34 protein-coding genes and 1 tRNA gene are annotated in these 21,254 nt (G+C 41.8%); 3 read left to right on the forward strand and 32 right to left on the reverse strand.

Annotation, left to right across the window (positions count from 1 at the left end; translation table 11 throughout):
* Positions 1 to 78: 78 nt before the first annotated feature.
* Positions 79 to 522, reverse strand: a complete 444-nt coding sequence (locus tag LPB68_RS04685; RefSeq protein ID WP_068659725.1) for a GNAT family N-acetyltransferase — start codon at positions 520 to 522, stop codon at positions 79 to 81.
* A gap of 319 nt (positions 523 to 841) precedes the next feature.
* Here LPB68_RS04685 and LPB68_RS04690 point away from each other — a divergent pair.
* Positions 842 to 913: transfer RNA gene (locus LPB68_RS04690), tRNA-Val, on the forward strand.
* A 139-nt stretch (positions 914 to 1,052) separates the two neighbouring features.
* On the opposite strand, the gene LPB68_RS04695 is transcribed toward LPB68_RS04690, so the two are convergent.
* From LPB68_RS04695 to LPB68_RS04845, 31 genes are all read right to left on the reverse strand, one after another.
* The gene (locus LPB68_RS04695; RefSeq protein WP_068659723.1) at positions 1,053 to 1,244 is read right to left on the reverse strand and encodes a helix-turn-helix domain-containing protein; all 192 of its coding nucleotides are present in this window, start codon (positions 1,242 to 1,244) and stop codon (positions 1,053 to 1,055) included.
* On the reverse strand, positions 1,231 to 1,692 hold the full coding sequence (locus LPB68_RS04700) for an ArpU family phage packaging/lysis transcriptional regulator (RefSeq protein WP_068659721.1): 462 nt from the start codon (positions 1,690 to 1,692) through the stop codon (positions 1,231 to 1,233). Before LPB68_RS04700 ends, LPB68_RS04695 begins: the two co-directional genes overlap by 14 nt.
* A gap of 76 nt (positions 1,693 to 1,768) precedes the next feature.
* On the reverse strand, positions 1,769 to 2,269 hold the full coding sequence (locus tag LPB68_RS04705) for a hypothetical protein (RefSeq protein WP_068659719.1): 501 nt from the start codon (positions 2,267 to 2,269) through the stop codon (positions 1,769 to 1,771).
* A 79-nt stretch (positions 2,270 to 2,348) separates the two neighbouring features.
* Positions 2,349 to 2,573 carry a hypothetical protein gene (locus LPB68_RS04710; protein WP_068659717.1) on the reverse strand — a complete coding sequence of 75 codons (225 nt, stop codon included), beginning with the start codon at positions 2,571 to 2,573 and terminating at the stop codon, positions 2,349 to 2,351.
* Between the two features lie 73 nt (positions 2,574 to 2,646).
* Positions 2,647 to 2,850, reverse strand: a complete 204-nt coding sequence (locus tag LPB68_RS04715) for a hypothetical protein (RefSeq protein ID WP_068659712.1) — start codon at positions 2,848 to 2,850, stop codon at positions 2,647 to 2,649.
* The gene (locus tag LPB68_RS22665) at positions 2,847 to 3,392 is read right to left on the reverse strand and encodes a hypothetical protein (protein ID WP_068659710.1); all 546 of its coding nucleotides are present in this window, start codon (positions 3,390 to 3,392) and stop codon (positions 2,847 to 2,849) included. The genes LPB68_RS04715 and LPB68_RS22665 overlap by 4 nt, the downstream gene beginning before the upstream one ends.
* A 20-nt stretch (positions 3,393 to 3,412) precedes the next feature.
* Positions 3,413 to 4,354, reverse strand: coding sequence for a DUF3102 domain-containing protein (locus tag LPB68_RS04725; protein ID WP_068659708.1), 942 nt, complete (start codon positions 4,352 to 4,354; stop codon positions 3,413 to 3,415).
* Positions 4,351 to 5,895 (reverse strand): PcfJ domain-containing protein, encoded by a 1,545-nt coding sequence (locus LPB68_RS04730; RefSeq protein WP_068659706.1) that lies wholly within the window; start codon positions 5,893 to 5,895, stop codon positions 4,351 to 4,353. Before LPB68_RS04730 ends, LPB68_RS04725 begins: the two co-directional genes overlap by 4 nt.
* A gap of 1 nt (position 5,896) precedes the next feature.
* Complete coding sequence (locus LPB68_RS04735) at positions 5,897 to 6,283, reverse strand: hypothetical protein (RefSeq protein WP_068659704.1); 387 nt, start codon at positions 6,281 to 6,283, stop codon at positions 5,897 to 5,899.
* Positions 6,284 to 6,296: 13 nt separating this feature from the next.
* Complete coding sequence (locus LPB68_RS23340; protein WP_232510260.1) at positions 6,297 to 7,046, reverse strand: hypothetical protein; 750 nt, start codon at positions 7,044 to 7,046, stop codon at positions 6,297 to 6,299.
* Positions 7,046 to 7,498 (reverse strand): hypothetical protein, encoded by a 453-nt coding sequence (locus LPB68_RS04745; protein ID WP_068659701.1) that lies wholly within the window; start codon positions 7,496 to 7,498, stop codon positions 7,046 to 7,048. Before LPB68_RS04745 ends, LPB68_RS23340 begins: the two co-directional genes overlap by 1 nt.
* An 86-nt stretch (positions 7,499 to 7,584) precedes the next feature.
* On the reverse strand, positions 7,585 to 8,136 hold the full coding sequence (locus tag LPB68_RS04750) for a RuvC family protein (protein WP_068659699.1): 552 nt from the start codon (positions 8,134 to 8,136) through the stop codon (positions 7,585 to 7,587).
* On the reverse strand, positions 8,133 to 8,468 hold the full coding sequence (locus tag LPB68_RS04755; protein ID WP_068659697.1) for a hypothetical protein: 336 nt from the start codon (positions 8,466 to 8,468) through the stop codon (positions 8,133 to 8,135). Before LPB68_RS04755 ends, LPB68_RS04750 begins: the two co-directional genes overlap by 4 nt.
* A gap of 17 nt (positions 8,469 to 8,485) precedes the next feature.
* Complete coding sequence (locus LPB68_RS04760) at positions 8,486 to 8,863, reverse strand: hypothetical protein (protein WP_068659696.1); 378 nt, start codon at positions 8,861 to 8,863, stop codon at positions 8,486 to 8,488.
* Entirely contained in the window at positions 8,841 to 10,175 is a 1,335-nt protein-coding gene (locus LPB68_RS04765; RefSeq protein WP_068659694.1) for a replicative DNA helicase, read from the reverse strand. The genes LPB68_RS04760 and LPB68_RS04765 overlap by 23 nt, the downstream gene beginning before the upstream one ends.
* Positions 10,165 to 10,503 carry a hypothetical protein gene (locus LPB68_RS04770; RefSeq protein ID WP_068659692.1) on the reverse strand — a complete coding sequence of 113 codons (339 nt, stop codon included), beginning with the start codon at positions 10,501 to 10,503 and terminating at the stop codon, positions 10,165 to 10,167. Before LPB68_RS04770 ends, LPB68_RS04765 begins: the two co-directional genes overlap by 11 nt.
* The gene (locus LPB68_RS04775) at positions 10,463 to 11,410 is read right to left on the reverse strand and encodes a conserved phage C-terminal domain-containing protein (protein ID WP_068659690.1); all 948 of its coding nucleotides are present in this window, start codon (positions 11,408 to 11,410) and stop codon (positions 10,463 to 10,465) included. The genes LPB68_RS04770 and LPB68_RS04775 overlap by 41 nt, the downstream gene beginning before the upstream one ends.
* 14 nt (positions 11,411 to 11,424) lie before the next feature.
* A complete protein-coding gene (locus LPB68_RS04780; RefSeq protein WP_068659688.1) occupies positions 11,425 to 12,117 on the reverse strand; it encodes a hypothetical protein in 693 nt (230 codons plus the stop codon).
* Positions 12,118 to 12,870, reverse strand: a complete 753-nt coding sequence (locus tag LPB68_RS04785) for an MBL fold metallo-hydrolase (RefSeq protein WP_068659686.1) — start codon at positions 12,868 to 12,870, stop codon at positions 12,118 to 12,120. It abuts the gene before it with no gap.
* Positions 12,867 to 13,361 carry a hypothetical protein gene (locus LPB68_RS04790; protein ID WP_068659684.1) on the reverse strand — a complete coding sequence of 165 codons (495 nt, stop codon included), beginning with the start codon at positions 13,359 to 13,361 and terminating at the stop codon, positions 12,867 to 12,869. The genes LPB68_RS04785 and LPB68_RS04790 overlap by 4 nt, the downstream gene beginning before the upstream one ends.
* On the reverse strand, positions 13,358 to 13,570 hold the full coding sequence (locus tag LPB68_RS04795) for a hypothetical protein (RefSeq protein ID WP_099458702.1): 213 nt from the start codon (positions 13,568 to 13,570) through the stop codon (positions 13,358 to 13,360). The genes LPB68_RS04790 and LPB68_RS04795 overlap by 4 nt, the downstream gene beginning before the upstream one ends.
* Positions 13,571 to 13,709: 139 nt before the next feature.
* The gene (locus tag LPB68_RS04800; protein ID WP_068659679.1) at positions 13,710 to 14,636 is read right to left on the reverse strand and encodes a RecT family recombinase; all 927 of its coding nucleotides are present in this window, start codon (positions 14,634 to 14,636) and stop codon (positions 13,710 to 13,712) included.
* Between the two features lie 15 nt (positions 14,637 to 14,651).
* The gene (locus LPB68_RS23845) at positions 14,652 to 14,804 is read right to left on the reverse strand and encodes a DUF6906 family protein (RefSeq protein WP_418303817.1); all 153 of its coding nucleotides are present in this window, start codon (positions 14,802 to 14,804) and stop codon (positions 14,652 to 14,654) included.
* Positions 14,801 to 15,160: a hypothetical protein gene (locus LPB68_RS04805; RefSeq protein ID WP_068659678.1), complete on the reverse strand. Its 360-nt coding sequence runs from the start codon at positions 15,158 to 15,160 to the stop codon at positions 14,801 to 14,803. Before LPB68_RS04805 ends, LPB68_RS23845 begins: the two co-directional genes overlap by 4 nt.
* 2 nt (positions 15,161 to 15,162) lie before the next feature.
* The gene (locus tag LPB68_RS04810; RefSeq protein WP_068659676.1) at positions 15,163 to 15,414 is read right to left on the reverse strand and encodes a hypothetical protein; all 252 of its coding nucleotides are present in this window, start codon (positions 15,412 to 15,414) and stop codon (positions 15,163 to 15,165) included.
* A 187-nt stretch (positions 15,415 to 15,601) separates the two neighbouring features.
* Entirely contained in the window at positions 15,602 to 17,179 is a 1,578-nt protein-coding gene (locus LPB68_RS04820) for an AAA family ATPase (protein WP_068659672.1), read from the reverse strand.
* 58 nt (positions 17,180 to 17,237) lie between these two features.
* Complete coding sequence (locus LPB68_RS04825; RefSeq protein WP_068659670.1) at positions 17,238 to 17,618, reverse strand: type II toxin-antitoxin system PemK/MazF family toxin; 381 nt, start codon at positions 17,616 to 17,618, stop codon at positions 17,238 to 17,240.
* A gap of 13 nt (positions 17,619 to 17,631) precedes the next feature.
* Positions 17,632 to 17,907: a hypothetical protein gene (locus LPB68_RS04830; RefSeq protein WP_068659668.1), complete on the reverse strand. Its 276-nt coding sequence runs from the start codon at positions 17,905 to 17,907 to the stop codon at positions 17,632 to 17,634.
* Positions 17,908 to 17,977: 70 nt separating this feature from the next.
* Positions 17,978 to 18,262, reverse strand: coding sequence for a hypothetical protein (locus LPB68_RS04835; RefSeq protein ID WP_068659666.1), 285 nt, complete (start codon positions 18,260 to 18,262; stop codon positions 17,978 to 17,980).
* A 162-nt stretch (positions 18,263 to 18,424) separates the two neighbouring features.
* On the reverse strand, positions 18,425 to 19,141 hold the full coding sequence (locus tag LPB68_RS04840; protein WP_068659664.1) for a Rha family transcriptional regulator: 717 nt from the start codon (positions 19,139 to 19,141) through the stop codon (positions 18,425 to 18,427).
* A 215-nt stretch (positions 19,142 to 19,356) separates the two neighbouring features.
* Entirely contained in the window at positions 19,357 to 19,590 is a 234-nt protein-coding gene (locus tag LPB68_RS04845; RefSeq protein ID WP_068659661.1) for a helix-turn-helix domain-containing protein, read from the reverse strand.
* Between the two features lie 220 nt (positions 19,591 to 19,810).
* Between LPB68_RS04845 and LPB68_RS22215 the strand changes: the two genes are divergently transcribed.
* Positions 19,811 to 20,713: a helix-turn-helix domain-containing protein gene (locus tag LPB68_RS22215; protein ID WP_082865763.1), complete on the forward strand. Its 903-nt coding sequence runs from the start codon at positions 19,811 to 19,813 to the stop codon at positions 20,711 to 20,713.
* A 217-nt stretch (positions 20,714 to 20,930) separates the two neighbouring features.
* A complete protein-coding gene (locus tag LPB68_RS04855) occupies positions 20,931 to 21,170 on the forward strand; it encodes a helix-turn-helix transcriptional regulator (RefSeq protein WP_068659659.1) in 240 nt (79 codons plus the stop codon).
* Positions 21,171 to 21,254 lie beyond the last annotated feature (84 nt).

Here is a 21,254-nt window from a genome sequence, read left to right on the forward strand (position 1 = left end):
CTTAAATCAGCATTTTCTATTGGCTTCTAGTGCTAACGTCTAGGTTACCCCGTATACCGTGTTTCCATGCAGTTCCAGTTATAATTTCTTTTTCATCCGTACATGCATTATTCCTGCGTCCAAGAAAGGCTCTTTCGAAATCACTTCATAACCCTGTTTAGCATAGAAGTTCTCCGCCTGAATCTGGGCATCCAACACCGCATAATGCAATCCAAGCTCCAACGCTAGTTCTTCCATCGCAATCATCAACACACGACCGAAACCCTTTGCACGATATTCTTTAAGCACAGCAATACGTTGCATCTTCGCAGTATCATCATCGTAATAAATAATCCGACCGGTAGCCACATATTCACCGTTATCTTGGATCAGCACATGATGAACATCAGGGCTAATGTTATCATATTCGTCTATTTCAAGTTCTAGCGGTACTTTTTGCTCGTCCACAAACACCTTTTTTCGAATATCCATACCGTACTGTAACTGTTCCTCTAACTCAACATAAATAATCTCTGCAGCCATCTCTGATACCTCTCTCTCTAATTTAACCTTGCCAATTCAATCTAATCGAATTATTATACAAAATAATGATTTTAATGTATAGTTTGATTCATTAAGAACACCTTATTCAAGCTTGAAAGGAGCCAATTTCTTCATGGGTATGGGAGTCACTATCGTTATTGCTATCATTATGACCGTTGTCCTCATTTACTCCTTCTTCTACGTTACTAAAAAGGGATATTCCCGCAAATGGGAAGATGATTGATCGAAAGTGTTATTGACACTCACTCCCGCTGCTGGTATGATATTCATTGTCTCTGACCAAATATTATACCTTTTTGATCTGTTAGCTCAGCGGGAGAGCACTATCTTGACAGGGTAGGGGTCAATGGTTCGAATCCATTACAGATCATGACCGAGAGCCCTTGCGTAGCAGGGGTTTTTGTTATTTTAACCCTTATCGTTTTATATCGATATTATCAATCTGGTGCCATATTGGTGCCCTGTACTCAACTAAAGTAAAAGGTGGTGCCATTTGAGGCACCACCTTTTTATCCTTCTAACCATTTTAGGAATATATCTTTCGATACTTTAATCATTCTTCCTACCTTCACCGTATGAAACTGTCCAGAATTTAAAAGTTCGTACGTTTGTCTTTCCCCTATCCCAAGGATGCGTTGTATATGTTTAGCATTCAACACTGAAGGATATTGGTCCTTACTTATAAATTCAAGGTTCTCCATCAGTTCTACCTTCTTTCTCAACCATCAAATTCAAGTCTAACGCTAGCTTGTAAAACGCCTTCCAACGTATCTTACTGTACTTCCCTTCGCTAATTGGAGGCTGAAAAACAAAGCAATAAACATGTTGATCCGTGATATAATCGTGCTCTGTTGTCATATATCTTTCTTCTATTAAAAAGCGTTCAAGTCTGGGCATCCTCTTCACTACACGTTCGACACGTTCACAATACTCTTTGCGATAAGTAACATTGTCCACATTATAGATTGCGATACTAGCCGTTTGATCCGAGGTTTCATTAGTAGGACCGTGAAAACGTTCGTTATACCCTGCTGTTATTCCAGCTTCTCGCTCCTCGAATGATAGGAATTTAAACATCCGATACTTTTCCATAGCTGCTTCTACTGCTGCTTGCGTCCTTTTGCGGTCGATCTCTGGAAGGAAGCTCATTTGCCCCACCTTGCATCACCTCAATCTTTTAAAGAATCCCCCGACCGAAGCCGGGTAGTATGGGATATATGATTGCTTAGAATGGTAGGTCATCGTCGCTGTCAATAGGATCAACACCAGCCATCGGATCGTTGTCATCATCTTTCTTTAAGGCTTCATCAATGGTCATTTGATTCGGATCTACCACTACAACCGTGCCATCAGAGTTGACCTTACCCTTCAAACCTTCTCTGTACTTCTTTTGATGCTCTTTAAAATCATCAACTGATTCCTCCGTCTTAGCTATAGTCAGAACAACATCGGTTCCTGATCGTTTATAAAAAGCTGTACTACTTTCTTCAGACGTACCGCCCTTGATCTCAAAATCCAATGTTGTTTTCTTGTCATCACGGTTCAGTTTTTTGAACTCTGCCACTACGTTTGCCTCTACACCTTCTATTTGTAAATTGACTACACTCCGTGATAAATCTCTTAATTCAGCGTTATCCTCGTCCTCACCCTTGACCCAAAAAGTCATACTCTCCTTTTTACTGTCTCGAGTTTGTTTATTTAATAATGCTTTGATTGTTATAGACATTTATAATTGCTCCTCTTTAATTGAATTTAGTTGATCATATCGTTGAAATCAGCGGGATGATGTGTACTCGTACTTTGACTTACTCATTAATTGGAATAAACATTACATGTCCTTTACAACCTTTCGCCATTTGAATAATTGCTTGGACTTTGTATGTTTTTAAATTACTGTAATCGTCACCTGTATGGACTTCTACAACTCCTTCTGTTCTTAGCTTTTTGCTTAGTTCAAGAAGAAGCTTTTCGTTAATTACGAGTGTCTTAATACTTCCTTCTTCATTAACTACACCGATAGGGAGATTCACTTCCTTCACTCCTCTCTATTTTTCATCATGAGTCTGCCGTGCCTTAGTGATATCCGTATCAGGGTTTAAACAGTTAATCTAGTTCCTCTAAATCCTGCTTGCAATCAACACACTGGAATTGATATTGCGGTGGATTACCTGAGTAATAGTGAACTGCCGCTTCGCCACACGCACACCACAGACGGGATAACCCATCCTTCAATTGTTTCGTTCCGTCCTCATTCTCAAAAATTGTGATCGGTCCATGTCCAAGTTCGGGAATCTGTAAGCGTGTCATGACTCTACCTCTTCCAAATACTTTGATCTGAAATAATCCCGTTCCTTTCTTGCTCTTAATGCCCTCTCTTTCCATTTGTACCCGTAGCCCCTCTTTGCATCTGTTAATCCCTCTAACAAGCACTTAAGATCCTCTTGTGTTTCTGCTAACGTAATCAGTACAGCATCAATAATCTTGTCAGCATCTACAGTGATAGGCAATCCATTCCCAGTGGTGGTACGTACAGCTAGTACGCGATCACCCTCAGAAAGTATGACCTCTGATCCGTCTAGTAGCTTGCATGTGATTTCTTTTGATTCGATAAATACTAACTTTCCATCTTGATAATCAGTGGCAAATCCCTCATTACAAGCCAAAGCCAAAATACAAAACTGTTCTTCATCCCCAACCCCTAGAATCTGTTCGTCTGTCACTCCCACGGTGTTCAACTTAGCTCTGGTTTCTATTGAATTTTCAACAAGAATATAGGCATCATCACCGCCGTATTGTTCTATTACTTCTAAACTGTTTAACACGTCCAAAATTGCTTGATTGTTATTCATCCGTTATCGCTCCTTTATGGTTAAACTCGATCTGACATTTTGCCTAGCAATCCGGCTACTGCGCCTTTGTATTTCTCGTGCAACTCCGGATCAGCGCTTCTGATGACTTCCAGGGCAGACAATAAGTTACTAAAAGTGTCAGTTAACGTTTTAAAATGAGCTTTGAATACTGCAGTCTCCTCGCCGGTTCCAGAAGCGACCTTTTTGCGAAGATCCTCTAACTCCTTTTGGATGTTATCAGGAATCTTCTCGACAATTTCTTTCACTGGAACATCAATCGGCTTTTTCTTAAGCTCTTCCTCTAACTCTTTAACTCGTTCTCGAGACTCAGCAAGATTAGTTTCGGATCCCAGAAGGGTTACCTGCAATTTCTCGACAGCCTCCTTATCACCTAAAGCTTTCGCTTCTTCAAGTTCCGCTTCTAATCGTTTGGCCAGATCATTATGAGCATTGCTTACCTTTTCAAGTTCCGCATAACTATCATCTATTTTCTTTCTTGCAGCACGTTCCTTCTCGGCCTTCGCTTCGCTTTCTTTCAGTTGTCTCTCAAGCTGTTGTTTCTCTTTTATTGCTTGTTGCAGATCCCTTGTAGACATGTTCTCAACATCGTTATCTGCCACGAATCGTTCTCGATCATCTTCGGAAATACCAAGTAGTGCAACAGCCTGGGTATAGGTTAAATTACCAATCGCTTGAGACTTTGCGTTATCACCGAAAAGAGATAGTTGATTGGATCCATACTGCTCAAATATTTTCAAAAGGTTGTTAGCAGTGGTTGGTGAATAGTCCACCGATTCTTTCAGCCATGCGCCCCACTCCCCATGAGGTACCATAGTCTTAGCTTCAAATAATCGACGACCTATTTCGATACTGTTATACAGAGCGATCTTACGCGTTTGATCCTTTATGCTATTTATTTCAACTGCTATAGTCTGTGTTGTTCTCGTCGATAGTTGGGTCATACGGCTACCTCCTGTCGAATACCAGTTACATCAACCCGGCTCCGTTTTTTTGTTAAAAGCTTTTTCTCGACGAAGCGATCAACGAATGTCTTTACCTCTGGAGTCATATTGCAATTTTTCAATCCTCGGCACTGTTGGATCTTTCCGTTATTAATTTCGATCGTATAGAACGGCTTGTCCGGCTCTTCCACCTTTCGGATGACGAATATATCAGTCTTGGCTTCAGCGTATCTCTGAGAGTAACCACCCACACAATGTTGCAGTTCCTTTCCCTCTTGGAATAGTTCCGCATTAGTAGCGATTGGCCGTAAGGTCAACCCGTTGTACTCGAATCTGTATTTTCCCAAGCTCTTAGCGCGATTCATTATTTTGGTATTAAGAGCCTCATCCTTTTTAAATTTGATTTTGCTAGATGTTTTCTGGTGAGCCTCATGCAGGTTATTCGGAAATAAATTACTTTCATTTCTAAGGTCAAGTCCAAGCTCTAAGCATTCTCCGATATAATCCTTCCAGTCTGACAACATTGTCGTGGCACTAAAATGACTTATCTTTTCGCGGTTTACCTGTTTTAAAATATACTTAAAGATCTCTTCGATTGGTGTGTATTGAATCAATTCCTTAACTTTATGCAAATTTTCTTTTAATGCGATTGAAGAGATTGAATGTGATTGTTCATAGTTTAGTTTCAGCCCTAGCTTCTTGAATTGTTGATAGGCATATAGGGAAAGCAAAACACCTTTGAATGGTTGTTTAACCCATTCCTTAAATTCCGCTTTCGTAAGGCGTAGAACTTTTTCAATGGACTTTCCTCTCCAGTTGATCGCGCCATACGTGCTTTGTCCGCCTAACTTGGATTCGATCATCGATCCCATCCCTAGCTTTGTTAGATACTCCATACAAGGATATTTAGCAGCGAGATCAAATACTTTTACTCGGTCATCAAAATCGTAATGTTCCCAAGTGCAGTATTGAAACGGTGTTCCTTGAACCGCTGTTTGAATACTCTCCTTACAGTAGTAACTTGGTGTGTTAGACATGGACGTTTTAGCTTCGGAATAGACGCTGTCTCGATTTACCCAACGACTATCACCGCCGTAATAAGAGCGGTTCATCATCTTCCCACCTTTACCAGGCTCAAACACGTACGAGGAGATATGTTTTATCACAGTTTCCGTTCTTCGGTAGTCTCCTGTGTAGTCCCTTGTTGCATAGAAACCTCTTGCAATAATTGCTTCTGGATTAATAACAGACTTTTCATACCACAGCAGGTACACATTATCTATTAGAGTCTTGCGTCCTCGACCACTGGCCTTAATATGCGCTGCAGTTCCACAAAGTGGACATCTCTCTATTCCTCCATAGTGCATTCCAGTAGACTCGTGTTCTCGCTTGCAGTGTGTGCAAAAAGAATATTGCTTTCTACCCTCTCTTCGTGTAAATAAATACCTACTTTCTATCATTACTTCGTCGTTGATATAGTTGCGTATTTCCTCTCGAACATTAGTAGGGAAGTGGTCTAGGAATTCAACAGCACTAGGCATATCACAATCCTCCTAGCAGATCATCCAAGTTAACATCGAATGAAACTGTCTTCACTACCTGAGCAGCTTGTGGAGAAACTAGTACCGGCACCCCTGATGGAGATGCAACAGATGCAATGGATGCTCTTTCTATCCCAAAGTAATTCAAAACAACAGCAAACCCTTCCTGATCACTCAACACTGCACAATTCCCAACCTTCTTCTTTTCAGCGACTTTACGCATTTCATCCAAGCTTTTTATGATCGTTTTATCAGTGGCCATAATCTTCTCGGCATCCTGAGGATTTGAATTGATGTGTTGGAGTAGAAAACTTCCAACCGCTTGAACGTAAGGATTATTACTTGCTGCTATTTCACCATTTAACTTATTGATCGCTTCAACTGACATTTCCATCCCCCCCTTAAACCGTTATTCCGGTTACTTGGATTCCTGCTATATCACATACCGACTTCATTCCCGCTCGGAACGCTCCTACATTTGCGAACACATCGACCCCACAACCTTTGTAACTGCTGTATACTTCAAGCAATCGTTCCTCGACTGTTAATTCAACTTCATAGCCAATGTAGAGGGAGCGTATAAGGGTATCCAGTGGTATGTTATTCAAGGCATATGCATCCACCCAATCATCCGGGTAGTCCACATGAGTTCGTACAATGCTCGCTAATGATGCCGTACCTTTGACCTCCTCAACCGCTTCTGCTTGAGCCTTTGTTAATGTCGCTTTGCCAATGACGGATTCAGGAGCTTTACTTTCAGCAGGAACAACAACCTCTTCAGGTCCTCCCTCTTTCTCCATGCGCGCCTTATACTCAACAATCTCCGCATTCTCAGCTGCTTCACTCTTAATACCCCATACCTTAGTCAACCAATAGGATTCAAGACTCAATAATGTAGTGGCTAATTTTTCGGCCGCTTGCGAGCGAGTTAACCCTGAAGCTCGCTCTTTCAAATAATCTTCCTTGCTCACTTTAGCCACTGGATACTCCTCCTTCGATCTTCTTCTGAGATTAATAGGTTTGTGGTGTCCCGCTGGAATTGGCTTGCCTACAATTGCGTCGATCTCATCTTTCGATAGCGTGTAACACTTGATCTCACCTTGACCCTTTGAGCTCATTTCATTCGATTTTCTCGGGATTGACGTCCCCATTAATCACACCTCGATCCCTTATTTTTTTGGTCGAGCTTTAATGCTATCGCCATCCTGATCACATCAGTCTTACTGCGTTTCAAGTGCCGAGCTATCTGGGTGCGGGTTCCAAATTTCTTATAGTTTTTAAGCATCCATGATCGCTCTTTTTTCGACATTATTACCTCTGTCTTAATTGGATCAGGTGGCGGTGGAAGTTCCTTCTTGATCGTTCCGACATCATCCGTTACCTCGTATTGTCCTCGACCCATTTTTATCAGAATTCCTTCTCGACTAAGACCAGATAATATTGCCGACATCGAGGTAGGGATCATTCCTAGTGAGTGACAAGCTTCTTTCTGAGTGTCGAAAGTGTAATAGGCTTTTAGGATGCGAGCTTCGACTGTTGACACATATCCATCTTCGAGGAGATTGTCTATTCTAGATTCAATTTCAGGTGTTAGTTCAGGCATTGATTTGAGCTCCTTTCCCTCAAAATAAGAACTAGCGTTCTGTCACAGGCATGCAGAGGGTCGTCTCGCTTGTCTTTATGCGAGTGCTAGGCTTTATTCAAGATATCGTTTATAACCTCTGTTTGGTAGGTCTGAGTGTCTAGAAGTGGCATGTACTCACGCATGCGATAAAGGTTGAGAGAGATTCGTGCAATGATATAAGCATCGACCACGTTATGACTCTTGTGAGTGTAATTGAAGAATTGGAGAGCAGATTCTTTCACCGCTGCCTTCTTCTCTTTGTCCACCAATCTCCTCTTATTCCCTGCCTGTCCAATCCAACCTGTAACCCCGACATACTTCTTCGTCTGCATCGGATTAACAAAATTCATGGCAAGTTTTTTTCTAACAATCATTGATCGTAAACCACCGTGGATCATGCCTGTTGTAATGCCTTTTTGCGTACCCATTGCAGGACCTTCTATCACGATCTCATCTTCAGCCATGAGTAATTTATAAAGTGCGTCTTGTAACTCTACGTTTTTATGATCTTCATTCTTACTCTTACCCGATAGCTCTACTTCCACAAGGACATTTCCATCGATATCTAAGGCGACAAATCCAGTCTTAGTTGCTGGGTCAATTCCTATAAATCTCATGATGTCTTCCTTCCTGGCTCATAACCGCTTTTCGTCCAGATCGCTAATTTACGATAAGGAAGCCCGTTTTTATGCATTACCCCTAACTTATCGCATATAGCCTGCTTGCTTCTCCCAAACCGCCTTGCAATATCTCTCAGGAGAAAACCTTTCAAGTAAAGTTCAGAAATGGTTCGCTCTTCCTTGCCATCATATTTCCGAACCGTTTCTGGATACTTTGATTTTCCTCTCCGTTGCAATTCCCGGAGTGCTTCATATTTAAGTGATAAGTCACAGTACTCGTGAAGTGCGATTTGTAATAGTTCACGCTTGTACGCTCTCTGAAAGTTCACTTGTTGTTACCCTCCTTCTAATCATCTAACCATGCCATTAGGTTTGGCTTTGACTTGATCGGCATCTGTTGTGGTTGTTCAGATTCAGGTATTGGTTCAGGTGGTAACGGTTTTTCTGCAGGTAATTCGGGCTCTACTTGAATCGGATCACCGAGCTCTTGCCACTCCAAGCCGAGTATCTTGTATTGTTCGCGTAGTCCTGGGAATAGTTGGACCAGTTCTCCACGTCTATAGAAGCGCATTAGATCAGTTGTACGATCGTAAATCCTCATCGTCCTTGTTCGCTCATCATCAGACAGCAGCAAGGGGTCATCTAATCTATCCGCCAAATCTAGAATTGCGACCCTAGCCTTTTCGTACTGTTCATCATCTTTAATGACCTTTGCTCCGCTCATGTTCTTTCACCTTCTCGCCAATCTCGTATTTTTCATCATCCGTGAAATTGATGAATCGACCAGTCTTAGATTGAAAACCCATCAACACAGTGCCTGTACCTACGTTCCGACCTTTAGCAGCGATTAGTTCGACTATGCCCTTCATGACTGAATCAGCATTGTAGTAATCATCGCGGTATAAAAAGATTACGATATCTGCATCACTCTCGATGTTCCCTGATTCCCTTAGATCACTCAGCAAAGGGCGCTTGTCTACCCTCTTCTCACATTCACGACCAACTGCCGATATCATGACCACCTTGACGCCTAGTTCTCTTGCAATGTTCTTGCTGTACTTAGAAATATGGTCCACTCTCGTTTTCCCATCCTTGAACTTTTGTTCTGATGAGACGAATTGTAAATAGTCCACATAGATCATTAATTTAGGGTGTTTACGTTTGAGTTTCTTAGTCTGTCTCTTGATGTATTCGATGGTCATGTTGGGCTTGTCATCGATATAAATATCTAGGTTAGATATGATTTCAATCGCTTTACTGTAAGAGTCCCAATCATTGTCTGTCATTTGACCGTTAGCAATCTTCTTGTGATCAATGCCTCCAACAGTGGCAATCATCCGATCAACAACTTGCATCGTGGACATCTCAAGACTAAACATTGCTACAGCCCAACCATCTTTAGCCGACCTAATCTCATCGTTTATAATATATTGGGTCTTACCTACGGATGGTCTAGCAGCTACTATCTCCAGGTCACCAACACTATGACCACCTATCATAGTGTTGAGATCATCGCTTGCTCGTGCAGCTCCCACGATGCCTTTCAATGTCGCTCTCTTGGATATGATTCGTTCATGACCTTCAAGAAGCACAGACAGTCTAACTGGTCCTTCATTCTCATCCGTTTTTTCTAGCTCGGTTAGCTCTTCTAATCTTTGCTGTACTTCAGCTGGTTCGAGTTCGCCTTCTTTGGCAAGATCATATATCTTGTTCCGTTCGCGTTGAATGTGACCTGTTCTGATCATCCCTTGATAATCCATAAAGTTAGCAGTGGTAGGCGTTGAACTCCTTAATTGCATCAAGTACGTGGTGCCGCCTATCTTCTCTATGTTTTTTCCCCAACGTGTTACCATGAGGACTGGATCAAATGGATCTTCCTTATCCGAGAACTTCTCATAAGCGAGTTTAAGTGTCTTTAGGATAAGTGAATGTCGTTCGTCTTCGTGGAACTCATTCGGCTGGTTATAGCAATCATCCAGTAAGGATGGTTTTAACAGGATTGCACCAAGAACCGCTTGTTCAGCTTCAAGACTCATCGCTGATCACCTTCATTCGTAGCTCTCTAAGTTGCTTCTTGATGTAATCCGGCATAGGTTTTACATCTTCGTTCTCTTGGTACTCTTTGAGTTCGAACATATGCTGTTCAGTTTCTAAGCGCTGGACCTCGTAGACACTCAAGCTTTGTTTCCTATCGGATCGAATAATATCTGCAGGAGTGGGAGGGAACTTGTTAGTTCTAAAATGATCCATGAGATTCTGCTTCGCTTCTATCACATCTGTCTCTCTTAAAATAGCAGTCCATACTTCAATTTTGGAAGAGTCGTTAACCTCGAAATTCTGGTAAACGTTCGTGATCAGCTTCATGAGTAATATCACGTCGGGCCGTTCCACTGCGCTCACCTTCCTTTCGCAACTCTTGGTCCAGAACGGAGTTCGCTCTCTGCGACTTTGTTTGATACCCTGTTTCTTCTTTGGTCACTACACTCAGCTGCTGTTGCAGATACTTAGGAAACTTAGTCGGTCTAAACAATGTTTCATAATCCAGGTACTTTTCTTGACTGGTACCCATCCATTCCGCGCACTTCACATCAATTACATGGACACAATCTTCTTTTGTGTACCCTTCATGTAAACGTCCTAGTAAATAGAGGAGAGTGTTCTTGGTTGCTCGAAAGTTCTTTCCTGTTTTTGTATTAAGGTATTCGATTATTTCCTTTGCAACAGGGGTATGATCTATTGGGATTTCACTAGGCATAGGTTTAAAACATTCTCCTTTCAAACCTTCTTCTTTAATACCTTCTTCTTTCTTTGGTTGCTGTGCTGGTTGTTCTGCTGGTTGATTGGAAAATTCCTGCTGGTTGCTATCGCCATCAATCCCTTGTGGGTCAAGACTTTCAGGTGGTTGATTTTCATTTTCCTGCTGGTTGCTGTGTTGGTTGTTCTGCTGGTTGATTAAAGGCACATATTCGAAGGAATAAACCGTAAATCTGTTGTGTCTTTGGGTCTGTTTTATAAACCCTTCATCAACCAACTTCTTAACCAACGTCTTCAACCTCTGCTCCGATATATCCAACCTTCGACTCCATGCAGGGCGACCAAAGATAAATTCATTTTGATGAATGATTACTTCATAACCTTCAATACTCCGAACCTCTGGCTTATCGGAAAATCTAGCAAGGAAGTACATTTCACAGAAGACCATCCAATAATCTTTATCACGTCGAAGCCAGTGATTTTGTAGTTCTCTTCCTATTTGGATGAACCCACTCATACCGCCTCACCCGTTCAGCTTTTATTATGCTTTTGTACAAAGTCTGAGATTTCAAAAGCGAAGGAAACAAGTTCTTCGTATTCAACGTCATCAGGGTGCTCATCGTCGAAGCGAGCGCAAATATTCGTGATGCCCTCTGTAAACTGTTCTTCAGGTGTTTGTTCGACGGTGTAACTGTTAACAATCACAGATGCAAGAGCGAAGTAATTCATACCGAAGTGGTTCTTGATTAATCGAGCAGGTATGTCTAGGTCATCGTATTTACATTTAATGATATTGAATAATGCCCAACCCTTGGCGTCGTCGTCATGACCATCACTGACATACAGATCAAGTGCGTCAGCCACTTCTCTCGGTACTAGTACCTTCTTGCTCTCACGCTCCTGGACCAATTCCTGCTGTATCTGAACAAGTGTTCCAGCATGCTGAGCCAGATCATCAATCGCCTTATCACGTTGACGTTGTACCTGGTCGTTGATCTCTCTGAGTTGACTGTATTCAGCTACCGTATACGTCCGTTCTTCTGGGAGGAGAACTGCATAATGATATGGGATTATTATGCCGGACATGGGACTCTCTATGATTTGAAATTCAGGATGTTGGTCCATAAATATCCCTTCTCGATTTAACTTTCGAACCTTGAATTCATCCCCAGTTTTAACCTTCCATGTTCCGTTGCTGTAGTTTTTGATCATCTTGATTTTCACCTAAAACACCTCCAAAAAGTAATGTTTCCCTACTTCAAATCCTTGTTTCCTTAACGCTGTGTTAACTATCATTTCAGCAAGCTTAGGCATGTTGTTAGAGGATGATAGATGTGTAAGATAGATTCGTTCCCCTCGACCTTTGATGAGCCTAGCAAGCGCACTAGCTGTCTGATCATTGCTTAGATGACCTATATCGCTTAGTATCCGAGCCTGTACACTTATTGGATAATTTGACTCGACTACCATGTCTGGGTCATGGTTTGATTCGATGATGTAGATGTTGCCTTCCATCATGTCGAGCATGTCTGAATCAACGTGCCCTGTGTCCATCACCACACAGCAACGGTTACCAGTGTCGTCCTCAATCGCATATCCAACAGGTTCGTAGGCATCGTGATGAGTCTTGAATGGGTAAATGTGTACACCTTCGAGTGGGATCATTTCGTATTCGCCGTGAGTAGTTGACACTACACGTTGTAAATCATCATCAACACCCGAGATACCTTTCCATTCGCCATCACTGGCATACACTGGAATGCGGTATTTATTAGCAAGAGGTAATCCTTTTATATGGTCACCGTGCGCATGGGTCACGAATATGGCTGCTATCTGATCGGCTCGAATACCGACCTCGTTTAATCGCTTCTCTATTTTCGTCTTAGCAATTCCTGCATCTATCAAGATTGTTGTTTCTCCTGAAGTGAGGGCTATGCAGTTTCCTGAACTACCAGATGCGAGAATATCAACTTTCATAATCTCTCTCGCTCTTCTCTCCGATCGTTATCCGCAAGCATCATGGCGAAATTTGCGATGTTCGCACATCTGCGTCTAAATTCAGAATGTGAAGTGCGTTTCATCAACTTCCTGAAGTTTTTTTCAAGCTCATTTCTGAGGTATTGATAAGTGTAATTCTCCCAACCACCTTTGTGGACATTTGCTTTAAGCTGTTTCTCCATCTCCTCGGAGAACTCCGCAATCTCTGTTCGTACCTCACCCAATTTGAGACCATATCTATTTCCTATAGATTCAATGAATTCAGTTCCTACCGTTGCAGGAATCACTTTAGCGAAGAGAGCAACCTCATCCCCGAGTTCATAAACTTGGACGCAATCTCTATCGAAACTACGACGGAGGGCAATCAGGCCCTCCGCTTCATTCCGATGTGTTTCAAGCCGTACATCATTTTCAAAGCTCATCTTTGCCTCTTCCAAAAAATCAAGATGACGTTTAGTTATTTCTTTCATATCGCACGCTCCCTCTTCGTTTTCTCCTGCCATTCCTTATCAAACGAACACTTCTTTGCCGACCATTCATAGTGCCTACGACCAACTACAAAGGATACATACTTGCATGTAGACTCTTCGTAATACACGCCATTTAATGGTTTTGCTGGATTCAGGTCTTCACTTCCGAATAAGTCGAGTTGTTCGAAGTCGCCTTCTTTTTCTTCCACGTCCGTTGCCCTCCCAACCCTTTGAAGCATTGAGGGCATACCCGCATGTGGCGGATATACTCCTCTTTGTCTTTGTTGATTTCGTTCCCACATATCTCGCAGTCAGGACAGCGAACATATATTTCGACTGATATGACCATTACAATGGAAGTTCGTCGTCGGAGTTGGATTGCTTTTGTTGGATCTCCATTTCGATGATTTTGAGAAGGCCCTTTTTCTGACCGAGTGTAGGCATCGTGCCTTCTTTTAAATCCTTAATGTTTTTAAGCATATATGAGAGCCTACCGTCTGGAGTTGTTACCCCAAGCTTTTCAAGAGCCTCGGTTATCTGACCGTTAACGCGTTGAGATTCAGTGAGCGGAGCAATTGGTTCTGCAGGTCTTTGATCCGTGTTATCATCTTGTTGCGATACATCTATAACCTCAACCTCGGGACCGACCTCACGGCGTTCATATGGAGCCGGTGATGAATTTTGATTATTCGAACCGAACTCATCTTCGGATACCTCAATTCCATACTGTCGTTTAAATGCTCGTTTGATTGCATGCTTTACAATCATGTCGTCGAAGTAGTCCTTCCACATCTGACCGTTGCGACCTTTTACCAAGTGATCCACTTGATCAGAAGTGATGATGACTGCAATATTCGGAGCATTTTCGCGATAAGCTACGCAATAAGCACCTACCGTCTTCCCACGCTGCATAGATACAATCCGGTGTTTTGGTTCGCCAGTTACCATATCAATCTCGAATTCATCCTCTTCCTTAACCTCAGAAGCAATGAAACCTTTATACTGTTCATGCTTTTTAGCTAGAGCGACGATGCCCTCGACAGCAATTTGCATGCTCATTACAGGACCATCTTTACCGTTGTATACGATACAGAAGATTTGATTAAGGAAAGGATCAAGCCCTGTTCTAACACAAGTCTGCATGAAGAGAGAGAACTGTTCGTTGCTTGTACCTTTTGCAATAGTGGACTTCAAAGTATCTAAATGTTTCTGAGTAAAGTTACCGACAACAACTTCTTCGTTGATTGCTTGAATCTGTGTATTTGTTTTAGTCATTTGAATGATTGCCTCCTATAAATGAATGATTTTAGTAGAGCTGGTAAAGCGGTGTACCAGATGAAGCTCGTCCGTTGGCGACTTACATACTAGCCAGTTATCAGGATTGAATCCTGCGTCCTTGATTACCATCTTTTGGCGGAGTGTTGGGTTTTTACCGTTCTTCATATGAATTCCAGCGGAACATTCGTTTGAGCACAATATTCCATCCCTTCTATAAGAAGTTCCGCCTGAGCCTTGTCGTAGTCATCAGGTGCGTTCCAATTCGCGATAATTTCTTTCAACCTCGGAGCAATTGAGCGACACTGATCAGGAGTCAGTCCACCGTCACAGTCAGAGTGATTCAGCAATGGAACAACTGGATCAGTAACCCAATCCCAACCGATCCCTGAGTTGTCAGTTAACGAAGCGAATCCTGACATCTTATCGAGATCGATCCCGATAGTTTCCGCAACCCTTACTCTAAATCTGTAGAAACCACTGTAACTCCAATGTGCACCACCCTTGTTGAAATCAAGTCCCATACCTAATTACCTCCCTGTGCATAGAACTTTTGAAATACCGGGGACTTTCTACGCTCTTTGCGGGATAAGATGGTACCGAACTCTTTCTTGATTGCAGTCGATACAGCAGATAATCCTAGTTTCCCAGGTACATACTTTTTCTTGTCCGACTTCTCACGTTTGAACTGTCTACGAGACTTAAGGATTGCAAAGTCATAAGCGGCACCGGCTTGTAATGCGGCAGTAAGTGAGTACTTTTTAATGTTATTTTTCATGGGTTAATTCCTCCTAATAGGTCTGTTGTTTGTTCTAAGGCTCTGAAAAGGAAAGATAACGCGGTAATAAAAAAACTAATTGCAATGATGGTTTTTACCGGTTTGTATTTGTTTAAGAGAAACATAATTAGAAGAGCACCCCAGAAGATGAAGAAGAACGTGTTAGCGATAAGGGATAAATTTTTCATTAGGCAACGACCTCCGATTCTATTTTCAGTTCCTGATCTGCTACAGCTCGTCCGGTAATTAGCTGACCATATACCGCAACTTTGCCTGTGTATTCTCCGATAGAGTCGATGAATGTAGGGACTATGAGTTCTGATTGCTTGAAGAAAAATTCTGAGAGTTCCAATCCTGCGCCGACTCGCTGTCCAGTTGACAGTTGCACATAGTCTTTGTTGTTGCTTTGGATAGAGAAATCAGGTTCATATTCTCCTGTTGTCTTAACGTGCTTGAAGAGTCGGATCTTGAGTGTTGTGAATAGTGACTGAACCTTATCTGCTTGTAGTTCTGCTTCTTTTGCTCGGTATGACTTGATAGCATCTAGGATGAAGACCGACTCTTTCAAGCTTGCTAGCGTGTCTGCTTCGTCTGCTTTTGCCTTGTCTACATCAGCTTGCAGGCGTTCACGTTCAGTCTCATTTCTGATTGCGGCTAGGACTGGATCAAGCTGATCCTCAAGCACTCTCACCTGAGCCTGTTGTTCTGACATATCAACGACTACTATTTCGGCAAGTTCAGTTTCAAGTTCCGTTCGTTTGTCTATGAGAACCTGATGGTCTGCCCTAGCCTTATCAACGCGCTGCTGTTTATCCGATTTAGTAGCCTCTATCGCTTCGGCATTTAAAGGTTGTTTACATGTGCGGCAATTTTCCTCGATTGTCTCGCCATGAAGTATTAAGAATTTATCCTTACTGCGCTTGATGCTATCTGACTGGTCTGTTATCCGACACACTAATTCAATCCGTTTGTTATTGATTCGATGAGCATCAGCCACACCGCCATCAATCTCAGCGATCTTTTCACGAAGTGCGGATTCCTGAGTCTTCAATGCTTCTATATCAGAACCGCTTGCTGGATACCTTTGAAGTTGCTCTACTAATGTCTTAGTCCGACTTTGTGCCGCAATGGATTGCTTCTCCAACTTCGACTTCTGCCCGCCAGTACCACCGTGGATCTTCTGCAGATCATCTAATGAATGCTTCTTTGTTAATTCTGCTAGCTTCACAGCTTGTGGATTATGCTTAATGTCTTTGGTTTTCTGATCAGCAGATGTTCTGGACATTTCCGCAAACACTTCTGACTTGGCAGGCGGAGTGGAATACTTTAGAATCTGTTCCCGCTGTTTAGTCCAGTGTTGAGTGAAGAAATAGACTGGATTATATAATGAAAGGAATTCGTCTTTATCGAACAGGCTTGCTACCGCTTCTTCGAATTCTTTGGCTTTAGCTGGCACATCGTTTAAAAAGAAAACATTCGTTCCTTTGGCGTTGATTTCTCTAGCGAATTTCAACTCTGCATCATCTACTGACATCAGGAGGGACACGTGCACACGGTCGTATTCATAGGTAGTTGGAGTTGGGTTGTACTTACTTCCATATAGATCAACACCATACAAGGTCCATACTGGAGCAGTACCGAGAGAAGTCTTGCCCTCACCGTTCATGCCTGAGAATGCTGTGATATCTCCATAAGTGACTGTCTCAGATGGAAGCCCTGCAAAGTTCTCAACCTCTAACCTGATAAACCTTACTTGCTTTGCCATTTGCTATCCTCGCTTTCTGTGATATGATCGATTCAGATATTTTCTTATTGACCACTCTCTATTGGGTGGCTTTTTTTGTGCTTACAGTGACACCTACTAATCCCAAACTGATAAGGATACAATCATCAACCAGTGACATATTTTCGGGTGATAGTGTTCCGATGTAATATCCGAGCCTTTTCTTATCAATCGTGCGAGGCTGTTCAAGAAGGACAACTGAATTTTTCTTAATCCCAGCTAACTCTTGTTCGAGTGTGACCCGTGCATGTGTTGGGAGATATTTTTTTTGTGCATCTGTGATCGGTGCGACGATTACTGTCGGTGAATACCTATTGCCTTCGTTATTTTGGATGATCAGTACAGGTCGATGACCAGCTTGTTCACTACCGATTCCTTTACCAAGATCAGTCCAGTAAATTTGACCTCTGAGTATTGGCATGTGTGGCTCCTTTCTATAGTTCAGCGAGTTCTTGTTCGAGCAATGCGATCTGTTCGTCAATTACGACTAAGATAGCTTTAGTCATCGCCTGCACAACTCGCTTGTTTACGCATGCTTCAGAACCAAACCACCTAAACTTTGAACCGATAACACTTCCGTCGACAGTAATTCCATTCACATCGTGAATGGATATATTGTGCTTTCTTGACTCCAAAGCCTTTATCTCCTTAGTGATATCCCGTGCCTTATCCACACGATTTCCCATGTACTCAAGTGTTTTAATATCCATGATTCCCTCCTCATTCCGCTTGAATTTGGGCTTAAATCCCCGATTTTGGCAAAAAAATAATAGGACTACGTTAAAACGGCTTATACTCCCCGCGGTAATTCGTGTTAGATACAGGAGTTGGTTCGGTCTCGTCATGCTCAACGATCTCCTTATAATCCACGATAACCGGGCAGTTCTCGATGCTGGATATCAGGTTGTTGTTTTCATCAAAGATTACATATTCGGAATGAACACGATCCTCGAAAGTCGCTCCAACCTGTGCAATCTCGATTACTTCACGACCGCCTATTTCAGTACCAACTTCGAAGGTTCTAGTTGGATTAGATACGACTGTTAGCTTTTGAATGATTTGCATTTGCTTGTTCACCTCCCTCCGCGTAAACGATACTTATTTCCCATGCCTTGCCCACTTCTTGCTTGTCCGATCTGCTAGATACTGCAATGCTGACATTCGCTCTCCAGATGTGAGAGCTAACCAAGTTCTTGCTTTAATGATCATGTTTTTTTCCTCCTTCTATTAAATGAATGATATCTGCAAGTTCTTATCTTCTATCTCCCTCATCAAGTTATTAGGTGGAGTCCAACGCGGTACATATTGCAATCCGGACTCATAATCCTTGTTCAGGGTGTTGTTATAGGAGTTAATCCCGAAATACTCCTGGTAGTCATTCCAAAGTGCCGAATAAACACTACTGCGAATGCTACTGTTTCGGTATGCAGCTGACCCTTTACCGCCAAGAAGTTTCACAACCCTCGCATTACCTAATTTTTTCAGTTCCCGTTGTTGGCCATAATCAATGGTCGTCTTATTCTCGAGTTTTTCAACCCTGTCTTCAAATGCCTGAGTACGCTTGTCCAACGTGAATATCGCTTGTAATTCTGGACTTAACCCAACCAAGTTAACTACTTGATTTAATCGTTTCTCCATTTCTTCGAACTCGGTTACGTATGTTGCTGTAAAGAGGACTCCTTTTTCTCCTGTCATCTTGTTAGCTACCATGTCGCAACCTTTCTTAGTAAGTAGAAAGTGACGGTATGACTTACCTGTTCCAGCTTCATAGCTACTTTCAATGAAGAAATGGTCAGAACGCAGATTTGCGTTTTGATCTAAAACGGCTTTGTATCCATCGATATCTCGGATGAGATCCGTATGTCTCTTCCCTGTCATCTCAGCCACTTCCCGACTGTCTACCAGTAACCGTCCACCTTGATTAATAACTAGTAGTTGATTCATATGATTACTCCTCTCATATTTGATTTTGTAGCTCTTCTACGACTGCCATCATTTCGGTGTTGCCTGACCAGTGAATGCGAGCTCGATTTATAAAGTCTTGCAGTTGCTGTTTAGTGGCTTTACGATATAGGCAGTCTTGGAATGCTGCTTGTAGGCAAGTCGCCGCTTTGTTCATGTTTATCATCCTTTCTAGGGGAGTGTGTATAATAAGATGCCTACACGGATACAATATTTTTATCTTGTATTTCCGACATCAATAACGTGTTTAAGTCGATACTAAGACATACGGCTAACTTAGATAGAGAATCAACGCTTGGCATATATCTTCCGTTTTCGATGTCGGAGATATAATTGCGGGATAATCCAGTCTCTTCAGACAGTTCGTACTGTTTCATCTTTCTTTCTTTTCGCTTTTTCCTGATAGCTTCACCGAGAAGTTTTTTATCCATCGTGTTCTCCTCCTTCCTATGCCTGTATTGTATTGTATTTCCGACATAGCAGTAAAGGACCATTTTCCAGTAAATTCAAGCATTTCAAAGATAAAAGCACTATAATACTTGTATTTCCGTCTATATCCTTATATTTACTTGTATTTCCGTCATTATTGAACTTGTATTACCGACATAGCAAGGATAGAATAAGGTGAATCCATTGTGAAGGAGTTTCTTTATGTCTATTGGTAAGAATATTAAGGAATTTAGAAAACAAAATAAGCTAACTCAAGTCGAGCTAGCTAAGAAAGCTAATATGTCCAGATCTTACCTAGCTGACATTGAGGGAGATCGGTATAACCCAAGTTTAGAAACATTGAGAACTGTGGCTGATGCTTTAGGGGTGAGTACTTCAAATATACTTGATGGGAAGGAATCTCTAGGGCATTTCATTAAAAGTAATCGTGAAGCTTTAGGGCTTTCTGCTTCTAACGTAGCAGAAAGAGTAGGCATAAATGAAACCCAACTTTTACGAATTGAAAATGAAGAGAGAGATTACTTTCTTAACTCACAGATAATTAGAAGATTAGCTGGGGTCCTTGATATTTCCTATACTCAGCTGTTCGAAATTTCTGGTTTTTTGTCTGATTTCTCCGAACAGGAGAAGAATGAGTTTTTATCAGGCTTATACAAGCAAGACTACTTAAACGAGCAGCTTCGCAGTACTTTTGAATTGTTTGACTTTTCCGGAGGAGAAACCGAAGAGTTGATGCAGGAATTTATTGACGAGCTATCCAAAATTATTACATCATCAAAGAAGAAGATCACCTTTAGTTTTCATCTGACTGAACAAAAGAACTATCAGGAACTCATCAATAAGATTTCTGACATCGATGATATCCCATTCAAATCAAATATAATAGAATTGTTATCTTCCCTTGCAAGCAAATACCATATAGCATATTCAGCAAACCCCCTCCCTTTTAAAAGCGAGAGAGAGTTTGTTGGAAATATAGACTTGTCTGATAAACAATTAACTGAGAAGTACACTATAGTTGTTGACGGACGGGAATTGACTGAAAAGGAAATGCGGAAAGTAATTGGTCTTGTTCGGATGGAACGGGAGTTTGAAGAAGAATAGCAATTTCTTTCTTAAACTTTACAGGGTCTTCACCTAAAACAATTGCTAGATCGCACAGACTGAGTATTGTCTTCTTGATAGGCATAAGCCATCACTCCTAGTTGTATTATGTACCGTGGTGAGACGTTGAAATGATAATACCATAAACAAGAACAAAAAACGAGAACAAATGTTCCTTTATACCACAATATATATTTTCTGAGGAAAGGAGAAACAAATGGCATATCTCCTCGGGGAGTGCCTGTTACTAGATCGGTTAAAAGAAAGAAATATGACCCAGTCTAAATTCGCTCGGTTCATGGGATGTTCGCGTCAGTTCGTTAGTCAGCTCGTTGCCGGAGAAGCTTTCATGACTCTGGAGTTTGCTATAAACGCCGCTTATATTCTTGAGTGTAAGACAACTGACTTCTACATATTAAAGACGGGCAAACCGAAAAGACGTAACAGGAAAGAGTAGACTTCTCTACTCACCCTCGGAGAATTTGTCCAGTTAAACTTGACAACCATTGCCACTATTGTAATTCCTAACGATGGAAAATGA

The sequence above is a fragment of the Paenibacillus crassostreae genome (genome assembly GCF_001857945.1).
GTDB lineage: Bacteria > Bacillota > Bacilli > Paenibacillales > Paenibacillaceae > Paenibacillus_AQ > Paenibacillus_AQ crassostreae.